We start from the raw sequence: 22,896 nt of genomic DNA on the forward strand, positions 1-22,896 counted from the left end.
GGTCTGAAACGAAACGGTGATGATTCTACTGGTTTTTTGTACAGTAGTGGGGCTTTTTTAGTCATGCACCCTAGACCTCTCTCATTGAAAGGGAGGGGACTTTCAGCAGCACACGTGCAATGAAGATTTTATTTTGGTGTAATTATGTACTCACTCAGTGATTTTGATTTTGAACTTCCTCCGGAGCTGATCGCGCAAACGGCTTTGCCGGATCGTACCGCATCGCGCCTTTTGCACGTGAGCGCCACAGGCATCGTGGATCGTCAATTTGCCAATATCGTGGAGCAACTCGATGCGGGCGATTTATTGGTCTTCAACGATACCCGCGTCTTGAAAGCGCGTTTTTTTGGTGCCAAAGAAACCGGCGGTAAGGTCGAAATGTTAGTCGAACGCGTAATCAAGAACACCGCAGATGAACACATCGTACACGTCCAATTACGCGCCTCAAAATCGCCACTGGCTGGCAGCAAGATACGCTTGGCGGAAGCCTTCGACGTGACAGTCGGCGAACGTGCGGGAGAATTTTTCACCTTGCATTTTCCAGGTGATGTGTTTGAACTCATAGAAAAATACGGTCGTTTGCCATTGCCGCCGTATATCAATCACGAAGCCGATGATTTCGATGAACATCGCTATCAAACTGTGTACTCGCGGGTACCAGGTGCAGTTGCAGCACCGACTGCGGGTTTGCATTTTGATGAAGCGCTTTTGGAAAAATGTAAAGCCAAAGGCATACAACTCGCTTTCGTCACTTTGCATGTAGGCGCTGGCACGTTCCAGCCAGTGCGTACTGAAGATCTCAGTAAGCACGACATGCATAGCGAGTGGTACACGGTACCTGAAGAGACAGTCGCGGCAGTGCGTGCGACTAAAGCAGCGGGTAAAAACGTGATCTGCGTTGGTACTACTAGTATGCGAGCGATAGAATCGGCTTCACAAACTGGTGAGCTGGTGGCAGGCAGCGGTGATACGCGTCTCTTCATTACGCCAGGATATGTCTTCAAAACAGTAGATCGTTTGATTACCAATTTCCACCTACCAAAATCAACATTAATGATGCTAGTCTCAGCATTTGCAGGTTACGATGCGATACGTGAAGCCTACGCGCATGCGATCGAGCAGAAGTATCGTTTCTTTAGTTATGGTGATGCGATGTTATTGACTAATAGATCGGGTTAATTACATGCATGTTCACGTTATCTACACTGATTCAGGTATGTTCATTTCAAAGAAAAACTATGACTCTTGGCGTCAAATTCAAGACGAAAATCCTGATTACAAAGCGTCACTAGGACCTTGGTCGAAGACCGAAGTAATTGATTTCTTGATCCACGAATATAAATTGGATCTGCAATATGCGACAAGCGAGATCACTTCGTTTTTTTGAATCAGATTTGATGGTGTGCGAATTTAAGATTTAGTGCTTTTCATAATTCTCATTTTGGTTACGAATAATCATTTCTAAATGTCAGTGATGTTAAGTAGTAGTTCCATAATTATTTCAATTTTTATCTAGGTCGGTAAACCCTATGCTCGAATTTCAATTAATCAAAAAAGACAAAACCACTGCCGCGCGTCGTGGTCGCGTTACCGTGAATCATGGCGTGATCGAAACGCCGATTTTTATGCCAGTGGGAACGTATGGTTCAGTGAAGGCGATGTCGCCGCTGGAACTCAAAGAAATCGATGCTCACATCATTTTGGGCAATACCTTCCATTTATGGTTGCGTCCAGGCTTAGATGTCGTGAATAAATTTGGTGGCCTGCATGACTTCATGGGCTGGGATAAACCTATCTTGACTGATTCTGGTGGCTTTCAAGTATTCTCGCTCGGTGCCATGCGCAAGATTACCGAAGAAGGTGTGAAGTTCGCTTCACCGATTAGTGGCGAACGTTTGTTCTTGTCACCGGAAATTTCCATGCAAATTCAGCGTGCTTTGAATTCCGACATCGTGATGCAATTCGATGAATGCACACCTTATGAAATCGATGGACGTCCAGCGACGAGTGAAGAAGCGGGCAAATCCATGCGTATGTCTTTGCGCTGGGCGCAACGCTCGATGAATGAATTCAAAGGCGGCGAAAATCCGAATGCCTTGTTCGGTATCGTGCAAGGCGGCATGTTCGAGAACTTGCGCGACGAGTCTCTGGCGGCGTTGAATGAAATGGGTTTCGATGGCATGGCAATCGGCGGCTTGTCCGTTGGTGAACCGAAAGAAGACATGCTGCGCATCCTCTCGCACGTCGGTCCTAAACTACCAGAAAACAAACCGCACTATTTAATGGGCGTCGGCACACCAGAAGACTTAGTTGCGGGTGTGGCGAACGGTATCGATATGTTTGACTGCGTGATGCCAACCCGTAATGCACGTAATGGTTGGATCTTCACCCGTTTTGGCGACGTTAAAATCAAGAACGCACGTTATAAAGAAGACAAAGCGCCATTAGACGAAACTTGCACCTGCTATGCCTGCAAAAACTTCTCCCGCGCTTATTTGCACCATTTACACCGCACTGGCGAAATCCTCGGCGCACGGCTAAATACCATCCACAATTTGCACTATTACCTAGAATTGATGCGTCAGATTCGCTTGTCCTTGGATGAAGATCGCTTCCCTGAGTTCGTGGTGCAATTTAAAGCAGATAGGGCACGTGGGGTGTAGCTTGGAGGTCTTGCCGTTGTTGATACCGAATTTGCTATGAAGAACCGTTTGCACAACAAGTTTTCGCGATACGCTCTGCAATTGTCAGAAACTAGGGTTCCTAATGCTAGAATGTTGCGCTTTGTTGCAAGGCATGAAAATGCTGAATGTTTTGGCAAGTATGTTGTAGGGCTTTAAATCTGCAACTTCGCCCCAAGATGCATGCAAGTCACTGATTTGTTTTAAAAAAATTATTCAATGGAGTTTTATCGTGTTTATTTCTAATGCTTATGCTCAAGCTGCTGGCGCAGCGCCAGAGTCCTCTTTGATGAGCTTTTTGCCTATCATTTTGATGTTTGTGGTTTTGTACTTCGTCATGATTCGCCCACAAATGAAACGTCAAAAAGAACAAAAAGCCATGTTGGACGCCTTGGCGAAAGGTGATGAAGTGATCACGGCAGGTGGTGTTGCGGGTAAAGTGACGAAAGTTGCGGATGCCTTTGTTTCTATTGAAATCAGTCATGGTGTCGAGATGCAAGTGCAAAAGAGCGCAGTCACGACCTTGTTACCAAAAGGCACGCTGAAATAAGATTGAATCACCTAAGCTAAGGGGCAAATTCACAGTTTGCCCCTTCGTTATTTTCAGCTAATTAGTTTTATGTAGTTTTTTTCAGACTCTCGCTATGAATCGTTATCCTCTCTGGAAGTACATCATCATTTTGATCACTTTGGTCTTTGGTGCTTTGTACACTGCACCGAATTTTTTCGGTGATTCTCCCGCTGTACAAATTAATAGTGCGAAAGCCACCATTAAAGTCGATAACGCAATGATTGCGCGCGTCGAGCAGATTTTGAAGGACGCTGGGATCAGTTCAACTGGATATTCCTATGATTACAACGGCATCCAGGGTTCTGTGCGAGCACGATTCTTGAATACTGATGTGCAATTCAAAGCCAAAGCAGCTCTGGAGAAAAACTTAAATCCTGATCCTAGCGATCCGGTCTACACAGTCGCCTTGAATTTGTTGCCGAATACGCCAGAGTGGATGCAAAAATTGCATGCCTTTCCTATGTACTTAGGTTTGGACTTGCGTGGTGGTGTGCACTTCTTGATGAAAGTCGATACATCAGCGGTTTTGAATAATCGTTTGAATACTTTGCAAGCAAGTATCCGCAGCACGCTGAAGGAAAAAGAAGTTCGTCATGCCGGCATTTCTCGTGATGCCTCGTCGGTTACCGTTAAGTTTCGTGATGCAGAGATACGCGCAAAGGCACGCGATATTTTGGCTCGCCAAATGAATGATGTCAGTTTGGTTGATAGTGTGGTGACACCAGAGAACCCAGAGATTTCGTTCAAAGTGAGTATGAAGCCAGATGCTTTGACGAATCTGATGAACGAAGGCGTCAAACAAAATATTTCTGCTTTGTCAAAACGCGTGAATGAAATTGGTGTAGCGGAACCGATTATTCAACAACAAGGCGCAGATCGTATCGTTGTGCAATTGCCGGGCGTGCAGGATGTGGCACGGGCAAAAGCAATTATCGGGCGGACAGCAACGTTGGAAGTTCGATTAGTGGATGAATCCGTTATCGGTCCTGTCGATGAAAATACCGCAGTCCCATTTGGTTCTGAAATGTTTAAGGTTGGACGTGGTGGTCCAGCGATTTTGTATAAAGATCCGATTGTGACGGGTGACGCGATCACGGGTGCGCAAGCGAGTTTCGACCAAAATCAGCAGCCTGCAGTAAGTATCGACTTGAATAGTGAAGGTGGCCGTCGTATGGGGGAAGCAACCCGTCAAAACGTTGGCAAACGCATGGCTTTTGTACTCTTTGAAAAAGGCAAAGGTGAATTACTTCAAGTGGCGACAATTCAGGGCGTTTTTAGCAATAAATTCCAAACAACTGGGATGCGCTCGACCAACGATGCCAATGAATTAGCTTTGCTGTTGCGCGCTGGTGCATTAGCAGCGCCAATGGAAGTGATTGAAGAACGTACAATCGGCGCGCAATTGGGTGCGGAAAATATTACTAAGGGTATACATTCCACGATGTACGGCTTCGCCGCGATTGCTGTATTTATGATTATCTACTACATGATGTTTGGTTTTTTCAGCGTGTTCGCACTCGCGGTCAACTTGCTCTTGTTAGTGGGTATTTTATCGGTCATGCAAGCGACCTTGACCTTGCCAGGTATGGCTGCGATTGCCTTGGCACTCGGTATGGCGATTGACGCCAACGTTTTGATCAATGAGCGTATCCGTGAAGAACTGCGTGCTGGCAATTCACCGCAGAATGCGATTTTGCAAGGTTTTGACCGCGCTTGGGCTACGATTCTTGATTCCAACGTGACAACCTTGATCGTTGGTTTGGCATTGTTGGTATTTGGCTCTGGCCCGATCAAAGCGTTCGCGATTGTGCACTGTTTAGGTATTTTGACTTCGATTTTCTCTGCCGTCTTTGTGTCGCGCGGTGTGGTCAATTTGTGGTACGGCCGTAAGAAGAAATTGGCTTCTGTTTCCATTGGTCAGATTTGGAAACCTGCTGATTAGGTATCGAAGTAGGTATCGAAATCAAGTTCGAAGCGATCAGCAACTAGTCAATTACAGAAAAGATTTAGGAATTCATCATGGAATTATTCCGTATTAAACGCGACATACCATTCATGCGCAATGCGCTGATATTTAATGTCATCTCCGCTTTAACGTTTGTCGCCGCCGTTTATTTTTTGCTCGCAAAGGGTTTGCATTTGTCGGTCGAATTTACTGGTGGTACTTCGATGGAAGTGAGCTACAGCCAAGCGGCAAATACAGACAAGATCCGCGACAGCATTAAAGCACTCGGCTTGAATGAAGTTGTGGTGCAAACCTTTGGTAAGGCGCAAGATGTCGTGATTCGTATGCCCTTGCCGAAGCTTGCAGAGGGTGCCGCAAAGCCAAGTGAGAAAGAATTGAACGCGATGATCACCGCGCAAAATGATCGCGTGATGAGTGCTTTAAAAGCGGACCATCCTGACGTGGTGTTGCAAAGAACGGCATTAGTTGGCGCACAAGTTGGTGACGAATTGGCACACGATGGATTGATGGCTTTGTTATTCGTTGTGGTTGGCGTGATGGCCTATCTCGCGATTCGTTTCGAATGGAAATACGCGGTCTCAGCGATTATTGCGAACTTGCACGACGTGGTCATTATTCTTGGCTTCTTTGCATTTTTCCAATGGGAATTTGATCTTGCCGTGTTGGCTGCGGTGTTGGCTGTTTTGGGCTACTCTGTTAATGAGTCCGTGGTTATTTTTGACCGTATTCGAGAAAACTTCTTGAAGCTGCGTAAAGCAAGCGTCACCGAAGTGATCGATAACGCGATTACCAGCACCATTTCACGTACTGTGATTACCCATGGCTGTACACAAATGATGGTGTTGTCGATGTTGTTCTTCGGTGGGCCAACATTGCACGGTTTTGCGATCGCCTTGACGATCGGTATTTGCTTCGGTATTTACTCTTCGGTATTCGTTGCCGCAGCGATTGCGATGTGGTTGGGCGTGAAGCGCGAAGACTTGATCAAGCCAGTCAAAGAAAAAGATGATACGGATGGGGCTGTTGTCTAGTTTGAATGTTTTTGCAGCCATTTCGTAACAAAAAGTATAAAAGAACCAAGCCAGCCTGAGTGCTGGCTTTTTCTTTGTTAAGATTCCATGCATCAATAAATTCGAAAAAATTGGCGGTGACTGCGTGTAGCCTACAAAAGAAGCTAGGTAACACATTGTTGAACCGACTTTTTGCACTCAAATTGCGCACAGTGATCGAACTTTCTGTGTATCAACTGTCTAAAGTGCTCTCACCAGAACAATCAAATCAATATGAAAAACGCAAAAATTCCGGTACTTGCTTTGTCCGTCGCCGTTGCTGCAGGCGCTTATTGGATGTGGAAAAAAAATGGAACTGAGGGCACGGAGATCGTTGCTGGTCAGACGATTGGTGCTAAAGGGGAAAAAAATCGTCCGGTAACTGTGAATACCGTACTGGCGACAAAACGAGATTACGATGTTAAGTTGAGCGCGAATGGCATAGTGTCCTCATTGAATATCGTGGAGGTCAGACCGCAAGTGAGCAGTGTGATCGATAAAGTGCACATCAAGGAAGGGCAGTTTGTCAAAGCGGGAACTTTGTTGTTCACTTTAGATAATCGGGTGGATAGTGTGAATTTGGCCAAGGCGCAAGCACAGCTCGATAAAGAACTCGCGACGCTAGCTGAAAACCAAAGGCAGTGGGAGCGCAGTAAAGAATTATTTGCGAAAAAATTTCAAGCACAAAGTGTCGTCGATGCAGCGCAAACTTCGGTACAGGCACAACAATCGGTCGTCGATGGAGCTAGAGCGGCAGTTGCCGCTGCAAAAGTGAATTTAGGCTATAGCAAAATTCTGGCACCAGTGAGTGGTCGCACCGGATTGATTAACGTGTTTCCCGGCTCATTGGTACAACCAAGTACGTCTGGTGCCGCGCTCGTGACCATCACGCAGATGGATCCCATTGCAATTACATTTCCGCTACCGCAACGCAATTTATCCGACGCCTTGGATAGTATGAAGCGTGGCGATAGTGTGGCGGTCGCAAGCTTGCCGGACAACAAGACTAGTTTTAAAGGCAAATTACAATTCATCGACAATGTGGTTGACGCGGTTTCAGGTACGGTCAAAGTCAAAGCCGTGTTTGAGAACAAAGAGATGAAGTTGTGGCCCGGTGCTTATGCAAACGTTGATTTGAGCGTCTTGACGTTGAAAGATGTGATCGTGGTGCCACGCGATGCGCTGGTGATAGGCGTGAATTCTGTGAGCGTATTTGTCGTCGACAGCGAAGGTAAAGCGGAACAGAAAAAAGTTCAAGTGCAATACAGTTTTGAAAATGATGCCATCATTTCTGGCATCGAGGCAGGCATGAAAGTCGTACTAGAAGGTAAGCAGAACTTGCGTCCTGGGGTCCCGGTTAAGGAACGTGCCGATACCGATGCGAAGAGCGAGAGCAAGGCCGCCAAGAAATCGGACGATAAAGTTGATCCGAAAGCCGCAGCATCGTCAGGCGCCAGTGTCGCGGCCAGTTCTTCAGCAGCGAGTGCATCATGAATTTATCGGAGTTATTTATTCGTCGTCCTGTGATGACGATCTTACTGAATATTTCCGTGGTAGTCGCTGGGATTTTGGCTTACCGTTTGATCCCGATCGCAGCGCTACCAAGCTATAACACGCCAGTTATCAGCGTCGGTGCAGGTTTGCCTGGTGCGAGCCCAGAAACGATGGCAACATCAGTTGCTTTACCGCTCGAGAAACAATTTGCGACGATTCCCGGTTTGGCAACGATTAGTTCGAGTAGCACACTAGGCTCGACGTCTTTGACTTTGGAATTTGACGCAAGCCGGAATGTCGATGAAGCTGCGGTGGATGTACAAGCGGCGTTATTGCGTGCGCAACGCGCATTGCCGATAGAGATGACCTCGTTACCGTCTTATCGCAAAGTGAATCCGGCGGACTCTGCTGTGTTGGTGCTGGCACTGACTTCTCCCTCATTAAGTCTGGCAGAGCTCACAAATTACGCAGAGCATTTAATTTCCCCGAATTTATCGACACTGGCGGGTGTCGCGCAAGTGAATATTTTTGGTATTCGTCGGTACGCTGTGCGCATCCGGGTTGACCCAGGTGCTTTAGCAAGCCGTAATATTGGATTTGATGAAATCACAAGTAGTATCCGCGCCGCGAATTCTATTGCGCCAGTGGGAACGCTCGATGGCGATAAACAAACTTTGACCATCGTCGCCAACAAGCAGCTACAAAACGCTGCCGAATTTGCGAATATTATCGTTAGCAATAAAGGCGGACAAGTAGTTCGTCTGCGTGATGTGGCGAGTGTCGAGGATAGCTACGAAACCGTGAAGTCGGTCGGTAACTTTAATGGCGAGCCGGCGATCATGCTGGCGATACAACGGCAAACCGATGCGAATACGGTCAAAGTTGTAGACGCGATTAAGGCAGCTATTCCTGGTTTTAAAGCGCAATTACCGAGTTCTGTGAATATCACATTGGCGAATGACCGTTCGGTTTCTGTACGGGACGCCTTGCACGATGTGAATCTGACCTTGTTGTTGACGGTCTTTTTGGTCATTGTGGTGATTTTCTTGTTCTTACGTCACATGGTCGCAACAATTATTCCCGCGCTGTCTCTCCCGGTGTCTTTGGTAGGGGCGGTATTTTTATTGTGGGCATTTGGCTACACCCTTGATAATGTTTCCTTACTCGGGATCACTTTGGCGGTGGGGCTCGTGGTTGACGACGCTATCGTTATGTTGGAAAACATTATTCGTCATGTCGAAATGGGGGAGACCCCGTTTGAGGCTGCTTTGAAAGGGTCGCGTGAAGTCGGCTTCACTATTATCTCGATTTCGACTTCATTGATCGCCGTCTTCATTCCTATCTTTTTTATGCCGGGCGTGATTGGTCAATTGTTTCATGAGTTTGCTGTGGTCGTCAGTCTTGCGATCATCGTCTCTGCTTTTGTCTCGTTAACCTTAGTCCCGATGTTGGCTAGTCGCTTTTTGAAAGCGGAGAGCGAACACTTGCCGCCATCGAAATGGATGGGGGCGATGACACGCAGTTTTGAACGTGGATTTAATGCATCCCTGCATGCTTATACACGCGGGCTTGATATGGCATTGGCGCATCGCAAGTCGGTGCTTTTCATCGCTTTGCTCACCTTTGTCGCAACGGCGTATATGTTCAACACCATCCCTAAAGGTTTTTTTCCTGAGGAAGATATAGGTCAGCTGAACGTCTCGACTGAGGCGGCAGAGGACACTTCTTTCCCTGCGATGGTTGTCCTTCAAGAGCGCGTCGCGAAGATTTTACGGGAAGATCCAAACGTCTTGACGGTCTCGTCATTTCACGGCGGTGGTGGTTCGCAAAATACTGGTCGAGGCTTCATTAATTTGAAACCGCGCAATCAACGTAAGCCGATGAAAGAAGTGGTGGAAGGTTTGCGAAATAAATTGAAAGCCGTGCCAGGTATTACGGTATTTTTGCGGCCTGTTCAGAATTTGCAGCTAGGCGGACGTCCTAGTAAGAGTCAGTATCAGTACATCATGCAAAGTGTGGATGCGAGCGAATTAAGTAGCTGGGCATTTAAAATGCAAGATAAGTTACGAAATGATCCTGGCTTTAAAGACGTAACGACAGATTCTCAATTGAAAGGATTGCAGGCATCGATTGAGATTGATCGTGATCGAGCTAATTCTCTCGGTGTCGGAATTGATGCGATTCGTGCTGCTTTGTACAGTGCATTTGGCGAGCGTCAAATTGCAACGCTGTTCACAAGTGTCGATAGTTATGCTGTCGTCTTAGAGGTGGCGCCTCAGGATAAGAAAGATGAATCAGCAATCGGTGCCATTTATGTTCGCAGCAATACTGGTAACTTGGTTCCTATCTCCAGCTTTGCTACAGTGAAACGGACGGTAGGGCCGACGGCAATTAATCACGTTGGTCAGTTGCAAGCGGTGACAGTCTCGTTCAATCTTGCGCCCGACATGCCTTTGGGCGATGCCACCAATAAGATTGAAAAATACAAAGAGGAAATCAAATTACCCTCATCTGTGATTACTTCATATGGCGGTGATGCAGCCGTGTTTAAAGACTCACAATCGGGACAATTAATTTTGATCATTTCTGCCTTGTTGGTGATCTACGTCTTGCTCGGTGTCTTGTATGAGAGTTTCATCCACCCGATCACAATCTTGGCGGGATTGCCTTCAGCCGCCGTCGGCGCTTTGCTGATGTTAGAGTTATTCGGCAAAGATTTAACCCTGATCGCTACGATTGGTATTTTGTTGTTGATTGGTATCGTCAAGAAAAATGCGATTATGATGATCGACTTTGCACTCGACGCCCAACGTCATCGCAACATGTCACCGATGGAAGCCATTCGCGAAGCGTGTATCGAGCGTTATCGGCCGATTATGATGACGACCTTAGCCGCCTTAGTGGGTGCGCTACCAATTGCTTTAGGTCTTGGTGCTGGTGCGGAATTGCGGCAGCCACTTGGACTCGCGGTGGTTGGTGGCTTGATTTTCTCGCAAGCGATTACTCTGTTCATTACCCCTGTGATTTATTTGGCACTAGACAAATACAGCGGCAAGGGGCCAATTGTTGGCAACACAATTTAGTGTTTGAAGATGTGTCACCACAAGGTCGATTGAATGAATCTTGTGGTGATGCAAACTTGTTAAACGCTTTTTGAAGACACAGTTGCTAGACGCTCGAGTACGTGACTTGTCATCCCTTTCGCCAATTCTTCTTCAGCCAAAAAGACGGTCTCGGCGCTATCTTCTTTCAGCATGCGCATTTCCTCTTCACTATCTGCTCGCAAAATAATCTCAATGTTCGGATTGAGTGTGCGGGCCGTTTTTAACATTTGACGGGCATGCATGGTGTCAGGAATGGCGACGATGAGAATCGCCGCGTTGCTGATATGGGCTTGCACTAATACGACAGGATCTGCGGCGTTACCTGACACAGCGACGATTCCTTGAGTCCGGATTTTTTCCACTAATTCTCGATTTTGTTCGGCTACCACATAGGGAATCTGACGGGCATCGAGCGCGGCAGCGATGCGCCTCCCAACTCGGCCGAATCCAACCAAGACAATTTGGCCGCGCAGGTACTTATTGTCGGTTGATTGCGGAAGTTCAGCATAGGGGTCTTGGCGTTGTTCCAAATTGCGCGCTAATTGAGAATTGGCTAAAGCCCAATGTCGAATCGGTTCAACCGCAGCGAACACAACGGGATTTAAGGCGATGGAAATTAAAGCGCTTGCGAGTATTAAGCTCATACCCTCGGCAGGCATCAGACCTAATGCGACACCTAGGCCAGCTAGAATGAAGGAAAATTCGCCAATTTGCGCGAGGCTGGCGGCGACAGTTAACGCTGTATTGAGTGGATAACGTAGTGCGATGACCAAGATGACAGCTGCGATGGATTTGCCAAAGATAATAATTGCCACGACACCGAATACGCGTAGAGGTTGTTCCATTACGATTACGGGATCAAACAGCATGCCAACTGAAACAAAGAATAAGACAGAGAACGCATCGCGTAAGGGTAGGGATTCCTCGGCTGCGCGGTGACTGAACTCCGATTCTCGCATGACAGTTCCGGCAAAAAAAGCGCCCAATGCGAATGACACATTAAATAGAGCCGAAGCCCCATAGGCAATACTGATTGCGCACGCGATCACGCCCAAGGTAAATAACTCTCGGGAACCAGTACGGGAGACTTGCCACAATAGCCAAGGCAATGCGCGACGTCCGACCAGAAGCATCAGCGCAATAAAGGCAATAACTTGCAGTAGTGTTTTGCCTAGCGCCATCCAGATCGAGCTATCTTCTGATCCTGGCAGCGGCGATCCTCCAAGCACACCAGCGAGGGCAGGTAACAAAACTAAGAATAGTACGGTGGCCAAGTCTTCAACGACTAACCAGCCTACGGCGATTTTTCCATTCATTGAATCAAGAATCCCGCGCGATTCTAAGGCTTTCAGCAACACGACCGTACTGGCGCACGACAACGATAAACCAAAAACCAAGCCACTTCCGAAACTCCAATCAAACCACCACGCCATGAGCATACCGAGTCCAGTGGCAAAGCTCATTTGTAAAATGGCACCGGGAAGTGCAATTCGTTTGACTGCGAGCAAATCTTGCAAAGAAAAGTGCAGCCCGACACCAAACATCAACAACATCACACCAATTTCTGAAAGTTGCGAGGCAATTTCCCCATCAGCAACAAACCCGGGCGTTGCGGGTCCAATCAAAATTCCTGCAACCAGATAGCCAACTAAAGCAGGTAATTTGATTTTTTCAGCAATGAAACCAAAAACCAATGCGACGCCGAAACCCGCAGCTAAGGTCGTAATGAGCGAGATGTCATGAGTCATAGCTTGTCACTTTCTGATGAAACTGTGTTTGCGATACCAGTGCAATCTAAGCGAACCTAACCGACAGAGATGATGCAGTAGGAAAGATTGTAACACTGTTGTTTGTAAGCATTTTTTTAGGAGACAATCACTTTTTTAGGCCTATTTTCCTCCCTGCATTTTTTAATGTTGGGCAACATTCGCAGCAAAATATCCTACAATAACGGATTGTTTTCCACTCAAGGACTTTCATCATGGCAGTTAATTCTCCGATTCCACTCGCGGCCGATCTGAAGCCGGTTAAAGGTATTGAACTTGGTTACGCGCAGGCCGGTATTCGTAAAGCAAATCGAAAAGATTTGCTGGTGATGAAATTAGCTCCGAGCGCAACTGTCGCTGGTGTCTTCACCACGAATCGTTTTTGCGCAGCACCTGTGCAAGTGTGTAAAGCGCATCTGGAAAGTCCTCACATGGCTGTTGGCCCGATTCGCGCTTTGGTCGTGAATACGGGAAATGCGAATGCGGGGACGGGCGATGCTGGATTGGCTGCAGCTAATGCTACCTGTACTGCCTTAGCAGAATACTTGGGTTGTGAGCCGTCTCAAATTTTGCCATTTTCGACCGGTGTCATTCTCGAACAACTCCCAGTTGACCGTTTGATCGCTGGCATGCCGGCAGCGATTGCAAGTTTGTCCGAAGATAATTGGTTTGCCGCAGCGGAAGCGATCATGACAACTGATACGCAGCCAAAGGCGGCTTCGAGTTTAATTGTGATAAATGGAATCCCGGTGACGATGACCGGGATCAGCAAAGGCGCAGGGATGATTAAACCGAATATGGCGACCATGTTGGGTTACTTGGCGTTGGATGCGAAAGTGTCACAACCCGTTCTTGATCATTTGGTTAAGCAAGCCGCAGATCAGTCATTTAATTGCATCACCATTGATGGCGACACTTCGACGAATGATTCCTTTATGTTGATTGCAACTGGAACCTCTGCTTTAGAAATCAATGAAATTGATACCCCAGAATATAAGGCCTTAGCGGATGCGGTGATTGCTTTGTCACAAAAGTTAGCGCATATGATCGTAAGAGATGGTGAGGGTGCTACCAAATTTATAAGCATTGCAGTCGAAGAGGGCAGTGACGTCGAAGAGTGTCGCAAAATCGCTTATTCGATCGCCCATTCGCCTTTGGTAAAGACCGCCTTTTTTGCATCCGATCCGAATTTGGGCCGCATTTTGGCAGCGATTGGTTATGCTGGCGTGAATGATTTGGATGTGAGTAAATTAAATCTTTATCTAGACGATGTTTGGGTTGCCAAAAATGGTGGACGCAATCCTGATTATCGGGAGGAGGATGGACAGCGCGTGATGAAACAAAGTGAAATTACGATTCGTGTCAAATTGGCGCGTGGTCTTGCGAAAGCGACGGTTTGGACCTGTGATTTGTCGCACGACTACGTGTCGATTAATGCTGATTATCGCTCTTAACACGTATGTCACAACTCGATCATTTTTTATTGCGCGCGGAGCAAGTGCTGAACCGCGTTGAAGCGCTGTTACCGGAGGTCGTATCGATTCCCGATTGGGAATCGGGAACAGCGTTCCGTTGGCGCAAGCGTGGTACGCAGGCTTATTTGCAAGTTGTGAAGCACGTTTCCAAAATTAGTTTTGATGACCTACAGCACGTCTCACAGCAAAAGAAATTAATCGAACAAAATACGCGTCAGTTTGTACATGGCAAGCCTGCCAATAATGTCTTGTTGACTGGTGCGCGTGGCACAGGTAAGTCTTCCTTGATCAAGGCTTGTTTGCACGAATTTGCTAGCCAAGGTCTGCGTCTGATTGAGGTTGATAAAGCGGATATGGCCGATTTGCCGGACATCATCGAGTTGATCGCCGAACGCCCAGAAAAATTCGTCTTGTTTTGCGATGATCTTTCGTTCGAGGAAGGTGAGCCAGGGTATAAAGCTTTAAAGGTAGCGCTTGATGGAAGTATCGCGGCACAAACAGAGAATGTCTTAATTTACGCAAGTTCAAATCGACGTCATTTAATGCCAGAAAAGATGTCCGATAATGCCGGTTATCATCATGCCGATGATGGCGATTTGCATCCGGGCGAGACGGTAGAAGAAAAGATCTCGCTATCGGAACGTTTCGGATTATGGGTGTCGTTTTATCCATTTAAGCAGGAGGATTACCTTGATATCGTGGGGTATTGGTTAAGTCGCTTCGCATGTACAACAGCACAAATTGAGACGGCGCGTGCTGAAGCTTTGCGCTGGGCCTTGCAACGTGGCTCGCGTTCTGGTCGGGTTGCTTGGCAGTTCGCACGTGATTACGCGGGTCGTTTAAATTCCCCCTAGTAAAGCGATTTTTCAAGCTTTTTGATTTTTTTAACTTGTCCTTGAATTGAATTCAAAGCGCAATCTATCAGACTATCGAATACATAGCCTTATCATGCACCCCCTCCTTTCTTGTACGCTCGCGTATTGTTATTCATGAACGCATCCAATCATCCAAGTCAAATCACGCCAGTTAATGTTGCGGTCGGTATTTTGATGAAGCAGAACGGCGACGTATTGCTTGGCCAAAGGCCTGAAGGAAAGCCCTATGCTGGCTATTGGGAATTTCCCGGAGGTAAAGTCGAACAAGGCGAGGAAATTTTCGCAGCACTTCAACGTGAGTTTATGGAGGAGCTCGGTATACGTATTTTGAGTGCTGAGCCATGGTGCTGTGTTGAGTATGTCTATCCGCACGCGCACGTGCGACTCCATTTTTATCTATCTCGTGAGTGGGAAGGCGAACCACAGAGCCTAGAAGGCCAAGCATTTGCTTGGCAAGGAACGGTCGCTGTGGAACCTCTTCTACCCGCAACAATTCCTCTCCTCGAATTTGTCGCGGAACTACGCGTCACGCCATCCTATTCAGTCTGACAGGATCTGGGTTTGGACAATAGATCTTGTTCGAATTTACTTTTAATTTGCGTGCATTCCCAATTACTGTTGCCAGATTCGATACTTGCAAGGCTATAAAATATTGTAAGCGATGAAGAATAGCGCACTTTTAGGATGAAATATTATTTTCATAATTCAGTAGTAATACCTGCCCGAAAAGCGATTCATCACGACCTTCAATTTGCAAAAAAGTTTCTGTAATTTCTAGCTAAAATGAAGTCATTAAAAATAATTCAAGGACGTTAAGAAAAACTTGTTGCTGGAATGGGATACTTCCTTTCTATCTATTAAGTATAGTGAAAAAACTATTTTAATTCCTTGTTGCTACCATTCTTGCTGTTTAATATATTGACTCCTGGTATGAAATTTTTCTTTCATATTTTGGAACTTCAATAAAAACACAAGAAAGGATTACAATGAAAAACCATCAGAAACAAGCCGGATTTGCGCAGCGAACGGCAATTGCGTTGGCAGTCAGTATGTGTTTTGCTACTTTGGCAATCGCGCAAAGTTCGGAGGGCTCAATTTACGGACGAGCTTCGCCTAAGGCTCAAGTCTCTATTGTCAATTTGGATACGGGTAACAAACGCCATATTGAAGCAGAAAGTGACGGTAGTTACGTATTTCCCAAGTTGCAACCAGGTCGGTATTCGCTTACTTCAGGCAATATTACGCGCGAAGTGAGTGTGACAACTGGAACGGGGATCGAAGTTTCACTCGATAATAAAGCGGTTGTCGTCGTTGCGGGCTCGAGAACTCGTGCCGCAATTGATATGAGCAGTACCGAATCAAATTCGGTGTTCACAGCCGCGGAGATTCGTGCGTTGCCTGTGAGTCGTGACACCACGGCTGTTGCGATGTTGACGCCGGGTACTGTGCAAGGCTCTGCGGGCTTGGGAAATTTGGCCTCTATTGGCGGGGCGTCAGTAGCGGAAAACGCCTACTATATCAATGGCTTTGACGTTACCAACATCCGAAACTTTGTTTCATACATTAATTTACCGTTTGAAGCGATCGCAGAGCAACAAGTCAAGTCGGGTGGCTATGGTGCGCAATATGGTCGTTCTTTGGGTGGTGTGATCGCGATGACGACCAAGAGCGGCACCAATACATGGAAAGGTGGTGCCTCGGTGTATTTCACACCGGCATCGATTTTACGTGCCAAATCGAAAAATATTGTCGATCAAGAATTGTATGGAACCAATACGGCGCCGACTCGCTATGTCTCGTTTGCAAGTAATGATAGGAGCGAAACTTTGACAGGAAACGTGTATTTAGGCGGACCTATCATTCGCGATAAATTATTCGTATTCGGCTTGCTCAATACCAGCATCAACAATTCAGATACCTACGATCGCACCACCAATACGAAAGGGCACAGTGAGCGTCCAAGTGGGATCTTGAAGATTGATTATTTATTGAGTCCAGATCATCGTTTTGAATTGACTGCGCTTTCAAACAAACCATCACGCTATTCCGATATTTATACAAATAAGATTGACTATTCTCTGCTGCGAGACAGTGCACCAGATCATCAGGAGTTCGAATCAAGTTCGAATGCTCTGATGGGGAAATATACTGGCTATCTGACCGATAACTTCAATATTTCTGCGCAACTTGGGCAAGTAAAGAGTCTGAGCGAAATCCGTACCAATAAAAATCAAAAAGGTCGCGATTGTCCATGGGTCTTGGATTGGCAATTAAATCCTATGGGGTGCTACGATCCCAATAACAATGGCTCTGAGAGAGATCCGAAAGCCCCACCCGATGGTGATTTGCGTAAATCGGGACGCCTTGATCTGGAATACAATTGGGGATCCCATACGCTGCGAGCTGGCTATGACGCACAAAAATTTACGACCTCACAAGCCGGCAGCGTACAGTCTAGTGGTGGTATCTACTATCGTTACTACAAGAGCACAGATGGTACGGTTAACAATGTCCCTAACGTCGTGAAGCCCGGTGAAGAATTTGTGCGTGTGCGTTTAGCCGCGAGCGGCTCTGGCGTCTTCGACGTGATCAATGTTGCGAAGTTTGTGGAAGACAGCTGGAAGGTCAATAAAGATATCTTGATTAATACCGGCTTACGCTGGGAATCTTTCGACAATCAAACCAATAGCGGAAAGAGTTTTGTCAAAGCGGACAATCTCCTGGCGCCACGTATTGGTGCAGCATGGAATGTGTTTGGTGATGGCGAGACCAAGATCTTTGGTAACTTAGGTCGTTACTATATTCCGGTCGCCTCGAATACCAATGTCCGGGCAACGCGATATGAATACACACATCATCGTTTCTATACCTTCACAGGCAAAGATCCGCGTACGGCTGCGCCAATTACATTGGGACCAGAGGTCGGTGCTGCTGAACTCATTGGTAGTGACCGTGAACCGAATCCTGGAACAGTTGCCGATACCCAGCTTCGTCCTATGTCGCAATTTGAATTTATCTTAGGATTCCAACAGGCGATCTCGAAAAACCTCGCTTTTGGTATGAAATTCAATCATCGTAAAGTGACTGATGGTATGGATGATTTCTGCGGAACCACTGGCATCGGTCAATTTATGAAAGACAAAGGGTACACTAAGTTTAATCCCAACACCTTGGCAACATGTGTCTTGATGAATCCAGGCCGTGATTTGAATTTGAACATTGATGTTGCCAACAACGGCGTATTGCAAGCTGTGACGATTCCAAGTAGTTACATTAAATTGGCAAAATACGAACGGACCTACAATGATTTACAGTTCACTTTAGATCGCCCGTTTGACGGCAAATGGGGTATGTCAGGTTCGTACACCTACTCACGTAGCCGCGGTACATCGGAAGGGTATGTATCGTCAAATAATGATCAAATCGATGCAGGCGTGACTTCTGAATTCGACTTCGCTTCTGGTACCGATGGGATTTATGGGCCGACGCCGAATGAACGTGCGCATTCAATCAAGTTATTTGGTTCGTATGCAATCAATGATGCATTTTCAGTCGGATTCAATAGCAGCTTGGTGTCCGGTCGCCCCAAATCTTGTTTAGGCAATGTACCTATTCCTGGCACACCGAATGCAGCCTTTGATTACTACGGTGCCGATGGAAAGACAACCAAAGGTGGCTCGGGAAGCTACGGCTATAGCTACTACTGCTTGAATGGCCAATTTGCGCCGGACTTGCTCAATCCCAAAAATACGATTGCGCAAAGCTCACTCGTTCCACGCGGCTCTCTGGGTAACCTGCCATGGACAAAAAACCTCAACCTCAGCGGCACGTACAAAATGAAACTTGAGAAAGGAATTCTCAGCTTCACTTTGGATATCTTTAATGTCTTCAATTTCCAAACAGAGCAGACAATTAATGAATTCAAAGACTATAGCCGAGCGACGCAACGAGCAGGTCGTGTCAACAAAAATTACGGCTTACCAAGCAGCTACCAAAGTCCGCGTTCAGCGAGGATTGCCGCGCGTTATGATTTCTGATCCTTGGGAATCGATCCGCACCTGTGCATGATCTAAAATAAAAAAAGCGCGCCGTGCCTCACGGTGCGCTTTTTGTTGGTCGATAAGTTAAGGAGATGGCGGCCACTAGCGTGTATCGTCATCTCATTTTTGTCGCCGAATAGAGAGACGATTACTTTCCGAATAGTCCTTTCAATTTGTCTTTTAGCTGTTCGTTCACCTTTTCTTTTAGTTCCTTCTTCTTTTCCTCAATGACCGGTGCTGCCTTTGCTTTGAATGCGGATTTCAGAGCTTCACTGCCAATTTGCGCAAATTGAATTTGATAGCCAAGCTTGTCGAATGGTCCGCTGATGCGTACCGGTATGGAAATGTCCTTTAGTTGAGAAAGATCGGCACCGTCTTGACCAGCGGATGTATTGACCACGGTGACTTTCGCGGTATAGTCAAGATTGCTCGCGCGTAGATCGATTCTTCCTTTCCCTCCAACTCGCAAAAATGGTGATTTCATGTCGAGATCATCGCTGTTGCCGATTCCATCGATAAACACGATGGAGGCCGAGAGTGCTGAAAAATCTGTCTTCTCATTTTTGTTTGCTGCTTGTTGTTGGTCGGTCTTATTGGTGATTTTCGCTTTGAAATCACGTAGAGACTTCGCTAGATTGATGCCTTTCACCGCACCGTCAACGAGTTGCGTATGAATGGTGCCATTTAGATTGTCTTTAAATTGACTGACCCGTTTTCCGTGAGTCTTAATTTGTAAATTTAAGTTACCTTTTCCTTCAACAATATCCTTGCTCATAAAGTCCATCAACAAAGGATGGATTTGAATGCTACTGAGCTTCTGTTGCATTTCAAATTGATTGCCATCAACTTGAAAACGCATGTTTCCTGCGACTGAGCCTTGGTATAGTTTCGCCGCGATACCGTTCATGGTGAACTCCCCATCGTGTGATCTGATAGGCAGCTGAATTTGTTCAATATGTAAATTTTTGACCTGCAATTGTCCAATTTTGATCGCGCCATCCAATTTGATTTTTTTCAAACTATCGAGTTTGAGATCTTGTTCTGGCTTATCCTCGGTTGTTGCTGTATTTTCCTTCGACTTCACATAGCGATCTAAATTGATCCGGTCGAGATTCATCGTGAAATTAATCGTTGGAGAGGAAAAATCTTGGACTTCCAATTTGGCCTGTAAGCTGCTTTCGTCGAATTTTGCATCGATATGACTTTTCAGATATTTGTCCTTCAGCCCAATCTCTGCGCGAGCTTTGATCGGTACGATAATTTGAGGCTGCCCCATTGCAGGGTCTTGAAGTTTTAATTGCACAGCGAGCTGCGACAAGTCGATTACCTGTGTGCGGGTATTCATATTGACTGGTGTCTGCAACTCAATTTGTTTCGACGCATTGCCTTGTTGGGCAGATGCATTGAGTTCGAGTCGTCCGATTTGTAATTGTTCGTCTTTCAAATCAAGCTGGTGAATCGCGAGATCCGATTTGATCGTCTGGGTGCCACCGAACTTGGCCTTTAACGAAATGAATTCACTCGCAGTTTGTTCTCTATGTAGTTTAATTTGCTTACTCTCGACTTGTAAATCCAAGCTTTCTTTATCGAATTGGCCGTTGATGAGCGTTGTTAGATTTTCTAGGATGACTGTCTTCGAATTGGCATTAAAACTGACAATCGTATTGAAATTTGTCTTCACATTGACTTTGGGCTGCTCAAACTGAAGTTGTGCATCGAAACTCACCGGTGCCTTTTGTTGATCGGCAATTTTCCCAGTTGTGAGATTTAAGCCAGTGATTTTTCCTCTAAGATCGGACTTTTGGTCATCAATCGCGAATTCAGCATTGGTAATCGCGATGCCTTCTATATCGAATCGCATAGTTTGATTTTTTGTGGTGTCACCGGTCTCTGTGTCCTTCTTGGTCTCCTTTCCGATCAAATCATCGATATTGGTTCGACCAGCTGGGTCGCGGTGATAACTTAATTGCAAGGCGTCCACCGCGATTTTGTCGACGACGATTTGCTTTTGCAATAGTGGCATTAATGCGAGTGAAATCTTGGCTTGATTTAATTTCGCAAAGACTTCTTTTGAGTCGAACTCGGATAGTTGAACTTTTTCTAAACTGACGCCTAATTTGGGAAAAAATTGAAGTTGAATCCGACCTTCAATGCTCAAGTCGCGATGATGCTTCTCTTTAACAAATTCGACCAACTGCGATTTGAACTGGTTCGGGTCAAAAATGAAGCTAAGGTAAGCGATGCCCAATCCGAGAATAAGCAAGATGGTAGCAACAAAAACAGCGAGAATTTTGAGTGGCTTTTTCATAGTGTTTCCCGAAAAATGCGATTTAATCAGTGAAGTGTCAGTACTAATTTGACCTGAATGCGTTTCCTCATTAGCTCGATCGATGATGTTTCAATCTCGTGCAAGCGAGGGTGCCAATGGGTCTTCGCTCTGACATGCAAGGATAGCTGCAATTTTATTTGCAACGTCAGGCACAAGCGATCATAGCATTATCGGAAAATGGAATCTGTTAAATGTTGATGCGAGAGTCGACGGCGGGAGGGGTATGCTAGCACTGCTAGCTTCGCTTTCATAAAGCTAGCAGTGATTTCTGAATTGATTACTTGTTGACGTTGATTAAGGGAGTGGCGTTGCCCATCAGTACAGTATTTCCCGCTTTCGATGCAACTGCAATCGCGGCATCGCGATGGATTTCCGCAAGACGCAGTTCTTTCAGGGCAGGCGTCAAGGATTCACTGATAATTTTGTTGGCTTTTGCTTCGCCCTCAGCTTGCACGATAAGACGTTCCGCTTCAGCCCGTGCGAGATCCACTTCCTTCAGTTTTTTCTGAATCGCTTGGTCGGTTTCTGCCCGTTGTCGGATGGCTGCCTCAATCGCGGGATCAGTTAATAGATTCCTGACGTTGACCGCTGTGATAAGAAATGCGCCTTTATCGTTAGCATCCAGCTCAGCTTGTAAACTTGCGCGCACCATCTCTGCCAGCTCTGTACGTTTAGTATGCATTGTCGTTGCGTCCAATTGAGCAACGGATTTGTATACAGCTTCTCGTGCTTCGCGCGACACTCGGCTGTATGCCATCACTAAATCGCTGCTGCCATCTTTAACGACTTGCTTGTGTTGTACAACATCACCTTGATACTTAGTGTAAAGCGTAGGAATTGCAGCAGGCATAGTCTTAAAATAGATATCGATATCCACGTCTTTCATCGTGAGATTGTCGCGACTCTTGGGTGTCATATCTTGCAGTTGAAAGCTCACTTCCTTGGCAGTAAATTCATCAACTGTTTTAAACACTGTAAAGTAGACACCAGGTGGAAGTGCATCTTTCCCAACCTTGCCCAAAGTCCTCTCAACACCGACGTTACCGGTATCAATCTGTGTACAAGCGGAGAGTAACGTGACGAGCCCCAAAACAAATAATGGGAGCGTTTTATTTTTGATTGTATTCATCATGGGTCCTTTATTAAAGTAAATGCAGTGCTGGTGTGTAATAAGCCGCTATGAGAAGTAGCAGCAATAGTCCTATAAATATGAATAGCCTATAGGCATGTTTGGAAATCGTCTTTGTTGCATTTTGTCTGATCAGTGGTGAGGTCAGCTGCCATACGCCATACATGGCAAGGCCGCTAATTAACAACAAAAAAAAGTGCCGCATGAGGCCTCCTTTAAAAAAATGTGATTCACTTCATTCGTAATGCAGAAAAGAATTGCAGTGTATTGGCACTTGGCAGGATCTGCATAGGTAATTCCACGTCGATAACACCGGACGCACATATTGCTACATCTGCTAGCGAGGCGGGTCCACCAAATTTGCGCACGACTGACGAGTAGATATTTTGTTACACTTGAGCCCCTTTCTCCCCACCT

15 protein-coding genes are annotated in these 22,896 nt (G+C 46.2%); 11 read left to right on the top strand and 4 right to left on the bottom strand.

Annotated features, from left to right (window positions below; all coding sequences use genetic code 11):
* Window positions 1-144 precede the first annotated feature (144 nt).
* The 7 genes from queA (at window position 145) to KDM90_RS13150 (ending at window position 10,844) form a co-directional block, all read left to right on the top strand.
* Window positions 145-1,179 carry a tRNA preQ1(34) S-adenosylmethionine ribosyltransferase-isomerase QueA gene (gene queA, locus KDM90_RS13120; protein ID WP_212676064.1) on the top strand — a complete coding sequence of 345 codons (1,035 nt, stop codon included), beginning with the start codon at window positions 145-147 and terminating at the stop codon, window positions 1,177-1,179.
* A gap of 350 nt (window positions 1,180-1,529) precedes the next feature.
* Window positions 1,530-2,663: a tRNA guanosine(34) transglycosylase Tgt gene (gene tgt / locus KDM90_RS13125; protein WP_212676065.1), complete on the top strand. Its 1,134-nt coding sequence runs from the start codon at window positions 1,530-1,532 to the stop codon at window positions 2,661-2,663.
* A gap of 247 nt (window positions 2,664-2,910) precedes the next feature.
* Window positions 2,911-3,231, top strand: coding sequence for a preprotein translocase subunit YajC (yajC, locus tag KDM90_RS13130; protein WP_212676199.1), 321 nt, complete (start codon window positions 2,911-2,913; stop codon window positions 3,229-3,231).
* Window positions 3,232-3,325: 94 nt separating this feature from the next.
* Complete coding sequence (gene secD, locus KDM90_RS13135) at window positions 3,326-5,194, top strand: protein translocase subunit SecD (protein WP_212676066.1); 1,869 nt, start codon at window positions 3,326-3,328, stop codon at window positions 5,192-5,194.
* Window positions 5,195-5,271: 77 nt separating this feature from the next.
* The gene (secF, locus tag KDM90_RS13140; protein ID WP_212676067.1) at window positions 5,272-6,249 is read left to right on the top strand and encodes a protein translocase subunit SecF; all 978 of its coding nucleotides are present in this window, start codon (window positions 5,272-5,274) and stop codon (window positions 6,247-6,249) included.
* A gap of 252 nt (window positions 6,250-6,501) precedes the next feature.
* Complete coding sequence (locus KDM90_RS13145; protein ID WP_212676068.1) at window positions 6,502-7,761, top strand: efflux RND transporter periplasmic adaptor subunit; 1,260 nt, start codon at window positions 6,502-6,504, stop codon at window positions 7,759-7,761.
* Window positions 7,758-10,844: an efflux RND transporter permease subunit gene (locus KDM90_RS13150; RefSeq protein ID WP_212676069.1), complete on the top strand. Its 3,087-nt coding sequence runs from the start codon at window positions 7,758-7,760 to the stop codon at window positions 10,842-10,844. Before KDM90_RS13145 ends, KDM90_RS13150 begins: the two co-directional genes overlap by 4 nt.
* 59 nt (window positions 10,845-10,903) lie before the next feature.
* On the opposite strand, the gene KDM90_RS13155 is transcribed toward KDM90_RS13150, so the two are convergent.
* On the bottom strand, window positions 10,904-12,613 hold the full coding sequence (locus KDM90_RS13155) for a cation:proton antiporter domain-containing protein (RefSeq protein ID WP_212676070.1): 1,710 nt from the start codon (window positions 12,611-12,613) through the stop codon (window positions 10,904-10,906).
* Window positions 12,614-12,846: 233 nt separating this feature from the next.
* On the opposite strand from KDM90_RS13155, the gene argJ reads away from it, so the two are divergent.
* From argJ to KDM90_RS13175, 4 genes are all read left to right on the top strand, one after another.
* On the top strand, window positions 12,847-14,085 hold the full coding sequence (gene argJ, locus KDM90_RS13160; protein ID WP_212676071.1) for a bifunctional glutamate N-acetyltransferase/amino-acid acetyltransferase ArgJ: 1,239 nt from the start codon (window positions 12,847-12,849) through the stop codon (window positions 14,083-14,085).
* 5 nt (window positions 14,086-14,090) lie between these two features.
* A complete protein-coding gene (locus KDM90_RS13165) occupies window positions 14,091-14,960 on the top strand; it encodes an ATP-binding protein (protein ID WP_212676072.1) in 870 nt (289 codons plus the stop codon).
* A 135-nt stretch (window positions 14,961-15,095) separates the two neighbouring features.
* Window positions 15,096-15,530 (top strand): NUDIX domain-containing protein, encoded by a 435-nt coding sequence (locus tag KDM90_RS13170; RefSeq protein ID WP_212676073.1) that lies wholly within the window; start codon window positions 15,096-15,098, stop codon window positions 15,528-15,530.
* Window positions 15,531-15,967: 437 nt separating this feature from the next.
* The gene (locus tag KDM90_RS13175; RefSeq protein ID WP_212676074.1) at window positions 15,968-19,018 is read left to right on the top strand and encodes a TonB-dependent receptor; all 3,051 of its coding nucleotides are present in this window, start codon (window positions 15,968-15,970) and stop codon (window positions 19,016-19,018) included.
* Window positions 19,019-19,169: 151 nt separating this feature from the next.
* Here KDM90_RS13175 and KDM90_RS13180 read toward each other — a convergent pair whose 3' ends face one another.
* The 3 genes from KDM90_RS13180 to KDM90_RS13190 all read right to left on the bottom strand — a co-directional run bounded on the left by KDM90_RS13180 (window position 19,170) and on the right by KDM90_RS13190 (window position 22,684).
* Window positions 19,170-21,329: an AsmA family protein gene (locus tag KDM90_RS13180; protein WP_212676075.1), complete on the bottom strand. Its 2,160-nt coding sequence runs from the start codon at window positions 21,327-21,329 to the stop codon at window positions 19,170-19,172.
* Window positions 21,330-21,627: 298 nt separating this feature from the next.
* Window positions 21,628-22,482, bottom strand: coding sequence for an SPFH domain-containing protein (locus KDM90_RS13185; protein WP_212676076.1), 855 nt, complete (start codon window positions 22,480-22,482; stop codon window positions 21,628-21,630).
* 10 nt (window positions 22,483-22,492) lie between these two features.
* Entirely contained in the window at window positions 22,493-22,684 is a 192-nt protein-coding gene (locus KDM90_RS13190) for a hypothetical protein (protein ID WP_212676077.1), read from the bottom strand.
* Window positions 22,685-22,896 lie beyond the last annotated feature (212 nt).

The organism is Affinundibacterium fentianense, assembly GCF_018139545.1.
In the GTDB taxonomy this organism is placed as follows: domain Bacteria; phylum Pseudomonadota; class Gammaproteobacteria; order Burkholderiales; family Burkholderiaceae_D; genus Undibacterium; species Undibacterium fentianense.